The 13,411-nt window shown below is 40.9% G+C and carries 9 protein-coding genes; 8 read left to right on the top strand and 1 reads right to left on the bottom strand.

Annotated features, from left to right (window positions below; translation table 11 throughout):
* The 7 genes from BUF13_RS15145 (at position 1) to BUF13_RS15115 (ending at position 11,236) form a co-directional block, all read left to right on the top strand.
* Positions 1-2,379: an FdhF/YdeP family oxidoreductase gene (locus tag BUF13_RS15145; RefSeq protein WP_073572668.1), complete on the top strand. Its 2,379-nt coding sequence runs from the start codon at positions 1-3 to the stop codon at positions 2,377-2,379.
* Positions 2,380-2,418: 39 nt separating this feature from the next.
* Positions 2,419-3,750 carry a cytochrome ubiquinol oxidase subunit I gene (locus BUF13_RS15140; RefSeq protein ID WP_073572667.1) on the top strand — a complete coding sequence of 444 codons (1,332 nt, stop codon included), beginning with the start codon at positions 2,419-2,421 and terminating at the stop codon, positions 3,748-3,750.
* A 2-nt stretch (positions 3,751-3,752) separates the two neighbouring features.
* A complete protein-coding gene (cydB, locus tag BUF13_RS15135) occupies positions 3,753-4,826 on the top strand; it encodes a cytochrome d ubiquinol oxidase subunit II (protein ID WP_073572666.1) in 1,074 nt (357 codons plus the stop codon).
* 125 nt (positions 4,827-4,951) lie between these two features.
* Positions 4,952-5,530 (top strand): TetR/AcrR family transcriptional regulator, encoded by a 579-nt coding sequence (locus BUF13_RS15130; RefSeq protein ID WP_073572859.1) that lies wholly within the window; start codon positions 4,952-4,954, stop codon positions 5,528-5,530.
* 38 nt (positions 5,531-5,568) lie between these two features.
* Positions 5,569-6,894 (top strand): TolC family protein, encoded by a 1,326-nt coding sequence (locus BUF13_RS15125; RefSeq protein ID WP_073572665.1) that lies wholly within the window; start codon positions 5,569-5,571, stop codon positions 6,892-6,894.
* A gap of 21 nt (positions 6,895-6,915) precedes the next feature.
* Entirely contained in the window at positions 6,916-8,031 is a 1,116-nt protein-coding gene (locus BUF13_RS15120; RefSeq protein WP_073572664.1) for an efflux RND transporter periplasmic adaptor subunit, read from the top strand.
* A 25-nt stretch (positions 8,032-8,056) separates the two neighbouring features.
* Positions 8,057-11,236, top strand: a complete 3,180-nt coding sequence (locus BUF13_RS15115) for an efflux RND transporter permease subunit (protein ID WP_073572663.1) — start codon at positions 8,057-8,059, stop codon at positions 11,234-11,236.
* A 73-nt stretch (positions 11,237-11,309) separates the two neighbouring features.
* Here BUF13_RS15115 and BUF13_RS15110 read toward each other — a convergent pair whose 3' ends face one another.
* Positions 11,310-11,972 (bottom strand): hypothetical protein, encoded by a 663-nt coding sequence (locus tag BUF13_RS15110; RefSeq protein ID WP_073572662.1) that lies wholly within the window; start codon positions 11,970-11,972, stop codon positions 11,310-11,312.
* Positions 11,973-12,168: 196 nt separating this feature from the next.
* Between BUF13_RS15110 and BUF13_RS15105 the strand changes: the two genes are divergently transcribed.
* On the top strand, positions 12,169-13,353 hold the full coding sequence (locus BUF13_RS15105) for a DUF418 domain-containing protein (RefSeq protein ID WP_073572661.1): 1,185 nt from the start codon (positions 12,169-12,171) through the stop codon (positions 13,351-13,353).
* The last annotated feature ends 58 nt before the right edge of the window (positions 13,354-13,411 follow it).

Raw genomic sequence — 13,411 nt, 5'->3', positions numbered from 1 at the left:
ATGAGTGACAAGAATAAACCTAAGATCAACCCAGAGGAATCGGTGCAAAAAACTCCCCCAGCTGAACCACCATTCAAACTTTTAAACCTCAAACAAGGCAAAGTGAAAAAATGGGCAGTAGGAGTTCCCGCTGTTGCCACATCCATCCAAAACCTGATCACTGAAAAAACACTGATTCGGGGAGGAAAGGCACTTTTTAAAATGAACCAATTCGATGGGTTTGATTGCCCAAGTTGTGGCTGGCCAGATCCTGACGACGATCGATCTCGGGTTGCTGAATATTGTGAAAATGGTGCCAAAGCATTAGCCGAAGAAGCAACTAGCAAACGAATCACGGCAGATTTTTTCAGAGACAACTCAGTCAATGATTTAGCAAAATTGACAGATTATGAAATTGGTCATTTGGGGAGACTTTCGGAGCCCATGTATCTCCCAAAAGGAGGAACTCACTATCAACCTATCAGTTGGGATGGAGCATTTGCAAAAATCGCTGAACATCTGAATCAGTTGGATTCCCCCAATGAAGCCGCATTTTACACATCGGGTCGTACCAGCAATGAAGCTTCGTTTGCCTACCAGCTTTTCGTCAGGGAATTTGGAACCAACAACTTCCCAGATTGCTCCAATATGTGCCATGAAACTTCTGGATTTGCATTAAATACCAGTTTGGGAGTCGGAAAAGGAACTGTGAAACTCCATGAGTTTTACGATACTGATATCATCATGATCATCGGTCAAAATCCCGGCACCAATTCTCCTCGAATGCTTAGTGCTTTAGCCAGAGGAAAGAAAAATGGGGCAAAGATCATTGCCATCAATCCACTTCCTGAAGCTGGACTAATGGGATTTCGAGATCCTCAAAAAGTATCCGGTATTTTAGGCATCACTGCAGAGCTCGCTGACTTATACCTTCCTGTCAAAATCAATGGGGATTTGGCTTTACTCAAGGCTATTGAAAAGATCCTTTTAGGGTTTGAAAAAGAAAATCCGGGAAAAGTATTTGATCACGAATTCATCCAAAATAAGACCGGTGGATATGAAGAAATGATTCAACATCTGAAAGGATTGGATCTAGAGGATTTGGCCTTTAAGGCTGGAGTTTCTTCAGAGGAACTGAGAAAGGCGGCAGAAATGCTGAAGTTCAAAAACCGAATCATCGTCTGCTGGGGGATGGGTGTCACTCAACAGCATAATGGAGTGGATATCTGCCGGGAAATCATCAACCTACTTTTGCTCAAAGGCAGCGTTGGAAAACCTGGAGGAGGTCCAAGCCCTGTTCGTGGACATAGCAATGTGCAAGGAAACCGAACCATGCTAATCAACAATCACCCCACTCAGGAGCAATTGGACAAACTTCAGGAGGTTTTTGGCTTTAACCCTCCTAGAGAAAATGGGTACGATGTGATCAATACGATCAAAGCAATGCATGAGGGGAAACTCAAAGTATTTTTTGGAATGGGAGGAAATTTCCTTTCCGCGACACCCGACACCACCTACACTGCCAAAGGAATAAGAAATCTGAACTTGAGCGTTTCAGTTTCCATCAAATTGAATCGTGGACATCTGATTCATGGAAAAGAAGCCTTAATCCTTCCCACTATTTCTCGAAGCGAAAAAGACATGGTCAATGGAGAATGGCAGCATGTCAGTACTGAAAATTCAATGGGTGTGGTAGAGTGGTCCCGAGGAATGCTGGAACCAATTTCCAAGGATCTGATCAATGAAACCCATATCGTTTGCCACATGGCTAAAGCAACTTTGGGAGACAAATCTGTAGTCGATTGGGATCGTTATCTAGGAAACTATGATGCAGTGAGAGAGGATATTGAGAAATGCATCCCTGGATTTGAAAATTATAATGTCAGAGTCAAACAAAAAGGAGGTTTTTATCTACCCAATGCCGCAAGAGATGGGAATTTCAAGTCCAAAAAATACACTGACAGGGCATCTTTTGTAATCAGCGAATTGCCTGAAAACAAATTGGAAGAAGATGAATATCTAATGGCTACCACTAGAACCCACGATCAATTCAATACAGTGATTTATGGCTTGAATGATCGCTATCGAGGGATTTACAATGAGCGAAGGGTGATCATGATGAATAAAAATGACATCGTCAAAGCAGGTCTGAAGGCCGGAGACAAAGTGGACCTTTACAACCATGATGATGGAATTGAAAGAATTGCACCCTTATTTATCGTAGTGGAATATCCTGTTCCGGAAAAGAATACAGTGACATATTTCCCTGAAACAAACGTCCTGGTTTCGGTCAATAATGTGGTCAAAGAAAGTAATATGCCGGCCTCTAAATACGTGAAAATAAAAATCAGAAAACATGACCCAAATGTTTACAAAAAAATGGAATCATTTGGAAGCTAAAGCATGTTAATCTAGGAACTCACCAAACCCCCGTCGCACATGGAGGATATGATTTTTTATGACCGGATGCAATTTGCATTCACCATTACCTTCCATTACCTCTTTCCTCAACTGACCATGGGTCTTTCGCTGTTGATTGTCTATTTCAAATGGCGATATCTAAGGACGCATGAGGAATCTTTCAACCACGCGGCAAAATTCTGGATGAAGATTTTCTCACTCAATTTTGTGATGGGAGTGGTGACAGGAATTCCCATGGAGTTTCAGTTTGGAACCAACTGGGCCAAATTTTCTGAATTAACCGGTGGAGTGATCGGCCAGACGCTTGCCATGGAAGGCATGTTTTCCTTCTTTTTGGAATCTTCGTTCCTAGGTCTATTCCTGTTTGGCGAAAAGCTTTTGGGTCAAAAACTCCACTTTCTGACTGGATTTTTGGTGTTTTTAGGTTCTTGGGCCAGTGGCTATCTGATCATAGCTACCCACTCCTGGATGCAGCATCCAGTTGGTTATGAAATCCTTGAAAACGGGAAATTTGTATTGAACAATTTCGCTGCCCTCTTTTCTAACCCTTGGCTTATTCCTTCATTTCTTCACAATCAAGCAGCTTCATTAGTCACCAGCTCTTTTGTGATGGCAGCGGTTGGAGCATTCTATATTTTGAATAAAAAAGAAGCTGAATTCGGGAAGCTATTTGTGAAAACCGGAGTCTACTTTGGATTGGCAGCTTCTCTATTTGTTGCATTCCCTTCAGGAGATATGCTGGCCAAAAACGTCGTCAAATATCAACCTGTGACTTTCGCTGCTATGGAAGGTGTTTTTGAAACGGAAGAAGGTGGAGCAGAAATCGTCCTAATCGGCCAACCCAATATCTTGGAAAAGAAACTGGATAATAAAATCGCAGTGCCAGGTGTTTTGAGCTTCCTCACTCATCAACGCTGGAATGCGACGATTTATGGTCTGAATGAATTTGATGAAAAGCTTTACCCAACCAACATTGCAGGTTTGTATTACGCTTATCACATTATGGTAGGTTTGGGAACCATCTTCATAGGTCTGATGGGACTTTCCTTATTCTTTCTGATTCGAAAAAAGCTATTCAGTACTGAATGGATTTTATGGAGTTTGGTCTTTGCGCTTCCTTTCCCTTATATCGCGAATATTTCCGGTTGGTATACAGCCGAACTGGGCCGGCAGCCTTGGTTGGTTTACAATTTATTGAGAACTGTAGAAGGCGCTTCTCCTACCGTCTCCTCCGGCAATACCCTTTTTACCTTGTTGGGATTCATTGGACTGTACTTTTTGCTGGGAATGCTATTCCTTCTTTTAGCCGGAAGAATCATTAAACATGGGCCTAATCCTCAAATCGACTGATCATGGAATTATTTTGGTACATCGCACTTTTGTTTATGCTGACGGTCTATTTGGTCTTGGAGGGCTATGATTTTGGCGCTGGCATCGTTCATTTGTTTTTTGCAAAATCAGAAGAGGATAAAAAAATGATCACCAAGTCTATTGGTCCTTTTTGGGACGCCAACGAGGTCTGGTTGATTGCTTCTGGTGGAGTTTTGTTCTTCGCATTCCCCACTTTGTATGCTTCTTCATTCAGTGGATTTTACCTACCCTTGATCATGATTCTTTGGCTTTTGATATTCAGGGCCATCGGTCTGGAGCTCCACGGCTTTGTCAATAATCACCTTTGGAAAAGCATCTGGAACACTTCATTTGGAGTGGCCAGTTTACTATTAGCTTTATTTTTTGGAATCGCCTTGGGAAATATCGTTCGCGGAGTGAATCTGGGCATGGTTGATAACGGAGTTTCTACTCAAGAAGCTCATTATTTCTTCTTACCGCTCTGGAACTCAACTTTCAGCCCTCAAGCAAACCATCTCGGAGTGATAGACTGGTTTACCGTTTTCTTGGGAGTCATAGCAGTGATTGCTTTAACTATTCATGGTGCCAATTGGGTAATCTTCAAAACCAGCACCTCTCTTAATCAGAAATTGAAAAAAGTAGTTTTTACAATGAATTTCGCCCTATTTGCATTCGTCATTGTCTCCCTTTTGATATGGCACAATATCCAGGAAAATCCTTACGAAAACTTCAATAATCATCCTTGGTTATGGATTTTCCCAGTGATTTCATTCGTAGGAATTTTCGGACTCTTTAAAGTCAAATCTTATAAAGACGGAATGGGATTTCTCTTTTCGACTTTGTTTTTGGTTGGTGGATTTGTCGCTTCGGCAGTTTCAATTTTTCCAAAAATGCTCCCGAGTACCAATGATGTGAATCCCTCATTGACCTTATACAATGCCTCGGCTCATGAATATGGACTGTCTGTAGGAGTCTATTGGTTTGTGATTGCATTTGCTTTGGTTTCGCTGTATTTCATCGTACAGCATAAAGTTTTTAAAGGAAAAATGGATCATATTCATTACGGAGACCATTGATTATTAAACACTTAATAGCGATCCTTTTATAATTAGCGCATAGGCTTTCAAAGTTTTTTTTGATTTTTTTCAAATCCCGGGGAACTAATCAATCATCAAAATGATTGAACGTTCATTCAGAGCCTATGGAAACTTTACAAGAAAAAAGAATCTCGATCATCAAAAGTGGAATGGAGTTGATCAACGAACATGGATTCCATGGATGCCCGATCAGCCAAGTTGCCAAAAAAGCCGGAGTAGCGGCAGGAACGATCTACACCTATTTTGAAAACAAAGAGGATATGATCTATGGGATTTTCAAAGAGGTGATCCAAAAGCAATACGAAGCTGTTGCATCAAAGGACAAGCCGGAACTCCCATTTCAGGAAAGGTTTTTCAAATTTTGGGAAAATATTTCTGAATTTTATTTCCAAAATCCTGAAATTCAAGGGTTTTTAGATCAATTTCTAAAATCTCCATATAATACCGAAGAGGTTCATCGTGAGAATCCACTCTGGTTTGAGTGGACAGAGAACTTTTACCTAGATGGCATCCGACAAGGGGCTATCAAAGACATAAACCCGATAATCTTGAAGATTTTGGTGAATGAATCAGCCCATTCACTGGCAAAAGTGAAAAGAAATTTTGGACAGAAACTTGAAAAAAAGAATGTCGACTTTTCTTCCTATCCTTTTATGATTTGGGATGCTATCAAAGCAAATTAATTACGCATTTATAAAACCAATTAATTCTATTTTAAATTATGACCTATTCAAAGCAGTCTCTGCTTTTGGGCCTTGGGCTATTCCTATTGACGGTAAAAGTTCTGGCGCAGGAGGATGTTCCAAAGTTAGAGGGAACAGTAGGACTTCAAGAAGTACTGGACTATGCCTTAGTGCAAAGTCCGTCTATCCGACAAGCTCAGATTGATGAGCAAATCGGAGACCGGGAAATCAAAGCCAATATTGCTGGCTGGTATCCTCAGATTACCGCTAGTGCTGCCGGAGCTTACAATATCAAACTACAGACTAGTGCGATTGGCGATCAGCTTATCACTTTTGGACAGCCTTACAATTCCAATGTACTTTTGCAGGTAGATCAATCTTTATTCAACAGAGATCAACTGTTTGCTTCTCGTACCTCCAAGTACTACAGAAATCAACTGGAAGAGGTAATCGAAAATGCTAAAATCAACACGGTCGTTGATGTAACCAAGGCATTTTATGATATCCTTCTTTCTGAGGAAGAACTAAAAATCATCGATGAAAATCTCCAAAGGCTAGAAAAGCAATACAAGGATGCCAGAACTAGATACGAAACTGGCCTAGTAGATAAAACTGATTATCAAAGAGCGTTTATCACACTGACAAACTCCAAGAGTTCCAGAAATAGAGTGATGAATTCATTTGATGCCAAATATTCTTATCTCAAGCAATTGATCGGTCATCCAGATAGCCTGGATTTTGAGATCACATTTGATGTCAAAGGAGCTGTCGAAGACATCGCGCAAGATGCTGCCGATCCATTGATGTTGGAAAATAGAGTTGAATACCGTTTGATGCAGACTCAGCAGTCTTTGAATGAAATCCAGACGGCCTATGAAAAGTGGAATTACCTTCCTCAGCTTTCTGCATATTACAGATACAATTGGATGTATTTCAACCAAAATTTTTCTGATCTATACAATCAGTCTTATCCTACATCAGCTGTTGGATTGAATCTATCTATCCCGATTTTCCAGGGTGGAAAAAGAGTCCACAGAGTGAAAGCTGCCGAACTACAAGTAGAGCGCGGTAAAATTGATTTGGAAAACTTGACCAATCAAATCAATACCCAGTACGACGCGGCTTTGGCCTCTTACAATTCCAGTTTGTACGAATGGGAAATCATCCGTGAAAACATGGAAATGGCGGAAAATGTCTATGACATTATCAAAATGCAATACGATGAAGGAGTCAAAGCATATGTAGACTTAGTTGTCGCAGAGACAGACCTTCAAACGGCTCAAATCAACCATATCAACGCATTTTATCAAGTCTTGCTTTCCAAACTGGATTTGGATCAAGCATTGGGCACCATCAACTATTAATCTGAAAACTTTCAATATCTCATGAGATCATCTATTACCATTATATTCTATGCTGCACTACTTTTTGTAGCCACTTCCTGTGGGCAAAACCAGCAAGCAGCCCAGCAAGCTCCCCCACCGGCTTTGGTAACTGTAACCAAAGCAGTGAAAAAATCAGTAACCGGAACAGATGAATATCCTTCAACAGTAGTCCCATTGAATGAGGTAGAAATTCGACCTCAAATAAGTGGCTACATCACCAACATTTATGTGAAGGATGGACAGCAAGTAAAAAGAGGTCAAAAGCTTTATGAAATCGACCGAAGCAAATACGCTGCTTCTTTGCAACAGACCAAAGCGCTTGTTCAAAGTGCAGAAGCGAATTTAGCTAGAATCGAAAAAGATTATGAGCGATACAAAAGATTGGACGAAGAAGATGCTATTGCAAAGCAAACCTTGGATGCAGCTCATACTGAAGTATTGAATGCACAAGCACAGTTAACTTCTGCAAAAGCTCAAATGGAATCAGCTTCTACAGATTATTCCTACTCTGTTTTGACAGCTCCTTTTGATGGAACTGTTGGGATTTCTCAAGTAAGACTAGGTGCTCAAGTTTCACCTGGCCAACCGCTTTTGAACACTCTTTCTTCCAATGATCCAATGGCTGTGAACTTTGTGATCAACGAAAAAGAGATTCCAAGATTCAATAAGCTTTTGAGAGCTGAGAACAATCCAGATTCTCTTTTCAGAATCAAGTTTAGTGACGGAAGCATCTACCCGATCAACGGAACATTTACCACCATCGATAGAGCAGTGGGTAGACAATCCGGAACAATTAACCTGAGGGTAAACTTTCCAAATCCAGATGCAGAATTGATCGCAGGAATGACCGTGAATTTGATGGTCTTAAATCAGGACATCGGAGAACAAGTTGTAATTCCGTACAAATCAGTTTCCGAGCAAATGGGTGAATATTTTGTCTATATCGTCGGTGCAGAAGAAACTGTCACTCAAAAAGTAGTGGAATTGGGGACCGTATTTGGAAATCAAGTAGTAGTCAGATCAGGTCTTCAAGGTGGAGAAACCATCGTGGTAGAAGGAATTCAGAAATTGAGAGAAGGAGCAAAAATCACCACCGGAGGAGCTCCACAACAGTAATTTTTTACTAGCAGACTCAACAAATATGATATCAGAAGTATTTATAAAAAGACCGGTTACAGCCATCGTCATCTCAGTAGTACTTGTACTGGTGGGGACTTTGGCCTTGATTAACCTACCGATCACACAATATCCAGACATCACTCCTCCTGTAGTTTCAGTTTCTGCAAACTATACTGGAGCCGATGCAGAGACGGTGGAGCAGACAGTTGCTACCCCGATTGAGACTCAGATCAACGGTACTCCTGGGATGTCCTATATTTCATCCAACAATACTAGTACCGGACAGATGCAAATGAACGTGACCTTTGATGTAGGCACGGATGTGAACATTGCCACTTTGGACGTTCAAAACAGGGTGAGTATCGCAGAACCTCAGATTCCCGAAGCAGTAAGAAGACTGGGGGTAACTGTTCGTAAGAGAAACCCAAGTGTGATGATGGTAGTCAGTATCACTTCACCTAACAATACTCACGATCCAAGTTTCCTTGCAAATTATACCAACATCTATATCAAAGATGCCCTTTTGAGGGTAAAAGGTGTCGGTGATATTACCGCAATTGGTCAGGATTTCAGTATGCGCGTTTGGTTAAAGCCAGACAAACTTGCCCAATACAATATCTCAGCTAGGGAGGTTTCTGCAGCTATTCAAGAACAAAATCTTCAGGTAGCAGCCGGTACGGTCGGGGGTAATCCTCAGTATGATACGCAAACTTTCGAATATGCAATCACCGTAAATGGTCGATTGGATACCGAAGAGGAGTTTGGGGATATCGTCTTACGAGCAAATCCAGCTGATGGATCAATTGTGTATTTGAGAGATGTAGCCAGAATCGAATTGGGTCAATTTGACTATAGCCGATTCTCTACTTTGAATGGTCAGCAAAACGCTATTTTGCTTGTCTATCAAGCTCCAGGAAGTAATGCTTTGGAAACTGCAGATGGGGTTTATGCCGCTTTGGATGAGCTTCAGGCCTCTTTTCCACCGGATATGAAATATGATGTTTCTTTCGAAGCAATCTCCGTAGTAAAAGTGTCCATCAATGAGGTGGTTCACACCTTTATTGAAGCCTTGATCTTGGTGATTTTGGTGGTATTCCTATTCCTGCAAAGCTGGAGAGCCACTTTGGTTCCAGTATTGGCGATTCCGGTTTCCATCATTGGTACCTTTATCTTCTTCCCTCTTTTGGGCTTTACAGTCAATACCCTAACCCTATTCGGCTTCGTATTGGCGATTGGTATTGTGGTGGATGATGCGATTGTAGTGGTGGAAGCTGTTCAGCACTACATCGACACCAGAAAGATCTCTGCCAAAGAAGCTACCAAACTGGCGATGAAAGACATCACAGCTCCAGTAATTGCGATTGCTTTGATCTTGAGTGCGGTATTTATCCCGGTAGGATTTATCCCTGGTATTGTGGGTAGAATGTACCAGCAATTTGCGATTACCATTGCAATCTCTGTATTGATCTCTGCCTTCGTCGCTTTGAGTTTGACTCCAGCTTTGTGTTCTCTTTTGCTAAAACCATCTGAGGTAAACGAGCATGGAAAAGGCCTGAACCGATTCTTCTACAAATTCAACTTATGGTTTGAAAGAACAACTCAGAACTATTCCAAAGGTGTAAAAGGAGCTATCAAAAGAGCTCCATTGATGATCATCTTATTGATCTGCATTTTCGCAGGAACATTTGGTCTATTCCAAACCAAACCAACAGGTTTTCTTCCCACGGAAGATGAAGGCCGATTGTATATCTCCTTGGAATTGCCGGAAGGTTCTTCCAGTAGCCGAACCCGTGAAGTCATGAGTGAAATGAGCGATATTTTAACTTCTACAGAGGGTATCAAAAATGCAACCGGGATCGGTGGATTGAACGTGATCAACTTCTCTTTCAAATCCAACTCTGCTACCTTCTTTATCCAGATGGATCCTTGGGATGAGAGACAAGAACCTTCCCAACAGCTCTATGGAATCATGGCTCAATTGAACCAACGCTTTGCTGCGATACCAGAAGCCAGAATCGTGGTGGTGCCACCTCCTGCCATCCCAGGTTTGGGTTCAACAGGTGGATTCAGTTTTATGCTGGAGCAAAGAGGTACCGGCTCGGTGCAGGACTTGGAGGCTGTCATGGGACAATTCCTAATGGCTGCCAATCAAAGGCCAGAAATCGCCATGGCTTACTCTTTCTTCAATGCCAAAACTCCAGGATATCATGTCGTGGTAGATCGTGAAAAAGCCAAAAAGTTGGGAGTTCCTTTGACTGAGGTTTTCACCACCATGTCCAATTACATGGGTAGTGCCTATGTCAATGACTTTACGAAATACGGACGTAATTTCCGTGTGGTAGCTCAGGCAGATACTGCTTACCGTGCAAGCATTGAGGAAATGGAGCAATATTATGTGATGAGTTCCGCTGGAGAAGCAGTACCATTGAGTGCTTTGATCAGTTATGAGGTAGTTGACAATGCAGCAGTGATATCTCACTACAACTTGTTCCGTTCTGCAGAAATCAATGGTAATGCCGCTCCGGGCTACTCTTCCGGTCAGGCCTTGGCAGCACTTCAAGAAGTGGCGGCACAGGTACTTCCTGCTGGTTATGGATATGATTTCTCTGGCTTGAGCCGTGAGGAACTTTCTTCTGGTAATGCTACGATTCTGATTTTCTCCTTGGCAATTATCTTGGTTTCGCTCCTATTGGCATCCTTGTACGAAAGTTGGTCTGTACCATTCTCAGTACTCTTGGCTCTTCCATTAGGTGCATTTGGAGCGATTGTAGCCTTGCACTTCCTACCGAAGTTGGACAATAACATTTATGCCCAAATTGGTTTGGTGACATTGATTGGTTTGGCTGCGAAAAACGCTATTTTGATCGTGGAATTTGCCAAAGAAAGGGTGGATCGAGGGATGCCACTTTTGGCAGCAACCATTGATGCAGTGAAGCTTCGATTGAGACCAATCATTATGACCTCACTGGCCTTTATCCTTGGTGTATTGCCATTGGCACTATCCAATGGAGCAGGTGCTGTTGCAAGACAAACAATCGGCTGGACTGTAATTGGCGGTATGCTAGCAGCGACCTTCCTGGCTATTTTCTTTGTGCCGGTGCTATATGTGATCATCACTAAAATCGCTTACGGTAAAAAAGGACTGGCAGAACTAGAAGCCAACTACGTTCCTCAAGAAGGAGACGGTGGACATGGACATTAAATAAATAGACTTGTGATAAATCTTAAAAACCGGCCTTAGGGTCGGTTTTTTTATTAAAAAGAAGTTTTAAACACTACTTATTTAAAAATTGTAAAACTCCCTGATACATAATTTTGACCTGATCAATATCATATTGTCCAAAATGACCATGTGCAGCATTATTTCTTAAATCTAGCCAAGCAGTTACGCTTTTCTGAACTAGCTTATTATAAATTCCATTTTTGGCTAACTCATCATTTAACCTACTTGCCTTTTTTGGTACAAGATCTCCATTTTTATCTTCAGAAATTAGAATTGAATTTTCTTTGCACAAAGTTCTTAAATGCTCTTCCAAAACAGAGCCAATCAGTACTGCTGAAGGGTCTTTGTAATTCCCCTTCAAAAGGTGCTCCGCCATCTCCATAAAATCACTAAATACGTCAGCCTCAACAAGTTTTTTAAAAGAAATCAACCACCCAGTTTCTATTTCATTTTTAATTGCTGTTAAAATTCCAATAGCAGAATCAACATTATAATAATAGGAGCTCCTTACTTCTATTTCAAATTGATGATAATAAACACTTTCAACACCAAATATGGTTGCAATGAAAGAAAGGCTACTTGATTTAAATTCAGAAAATAAAAGACTTGGCGCATATCTTTCATGCCCATTTCCTTGATAATTTCTGGTGATATTTTGTCCTCTTTCAAGTAAAAAATCTACTTTACTTAAAAGTCTTTCTTTGGTCTTATCCATTTCAATTGTTTTTCAAACTAAAGCGATGTCATCAAAAAAACACACCTAAATTCCTAAGTTAGGAATCTAACAACAATGGAATCATTAAATAATTCTCGTAACAAGATAAAGAAATCATTGTAACCATAATTATTTGGACAAAATGCAAAATTGCCCTAACTAGACCATCACATTTTCGAACCAGCGTTCCACCGATTTGAATTCACAAAAGCCCACCTCCCAAAGTCAAAGAATTGTATTACTGGATATATTTCGGGGCTTTGCCATTCTCGGGATTTTTGTAGTCAATATCGGAGCGATGAATTCTTCCTATTTTTCACAAGAAGAGTTTGTTGCTCAATGGACCTCTCCTTTGGACCAGATTGTTGAGCTGATTCTCCAGCTATTCTTTTACACTAAATTCTTTCCGATTTTCTCCCTCCTATTTGGTTTGGGAATTTCCATGCAGGCCATCAGACTTTCAGAAAAAGGCCTATTGAATTTCTCTTTTTTTGGGAGGAGAATGGGGTTTCTGTTTTTGATTGGATTGCTACATATCACCTTCCTCTTTTCTGGAGATGTGCTGAACATTTATGCCATTCTTGGAGTATTGATTACCATCTTGATCAAGAGGTCCAATAAGCTCATTCTTACCTTGGCTTTAGTTTTCCTCCTCTTCCCCTTTTATGATCAGGTTTTGGGTGGAATATTAGAGTTTTTCAACTTTGATCCGGGAGTATTCCTTGCTGACTATACTCCTCAAAAAGTGAATGAAATCATCCGCTTTGGAAGCTATGTCGACTCCATCAAATTCCGCTGGCTGGAGTACATGTACAATATCCCTTTGCTCTTTGGATTCTTTGCTCCTATGGCAATGGCGATGTTTTTACTGGGGCTATATTTAGGCAAAAACAAGATCTACGAAAAGCTGGATTCTTATATTTTTCAGATTAGGAAACCGATGCTTTGGATCACCCTTTTTACTTGCATTTACAGACTACTATTTCTTTTCGTATTCACAGGTTGGGATATCTATCGAACTGAGGTGGGCAGAACCATTTTCATCAAGTTGATGGTATTATCTGACATCCAATTTGGAATGTTTTATCTCTGGTTGATCGGTTGGGTTTGGTATCATACCCATTGGCAAAAAATCCTCAGCCCTCTCCAATACGTCGGTAGGATGGCTTTAACAAATTATATTTTTCAAAGTCTGGTGGGCTTGATTCTTTTCTCCTCTGTTGGATTTGGACTTTATGAAACGATGAGCCCTTTTCAATCCCTAGCTACTGCATTTGGGGTGTTCATCTTTCAAGTAATCTTCAGCAAAATTTGGTTTAACTATTTCAAATCTGGCCCATTAGAATGGATTTGGAGAAGATTTACGTACCGAAATAATTAGATCAGAGAATGAATTATTTTAGTTTATTATTGATTTTTGCGCTAAGATTTTCGCCCAT

The organism is Algoriphagus zhangzhouensis (assembly GCF_900148515.1).
GTDB classification, from domain to species: Bacteria; Bacteroidota; Bacteroidia; order Cytophagales; family Cyclobacteriaceae; genus Algoriphagus; species Algoriphagus zhangzhouensis.
Note: the sequence above shows the minus strand (reverse complement) of the source record. Positions and strands in the feature narration are given on the sequence as shown.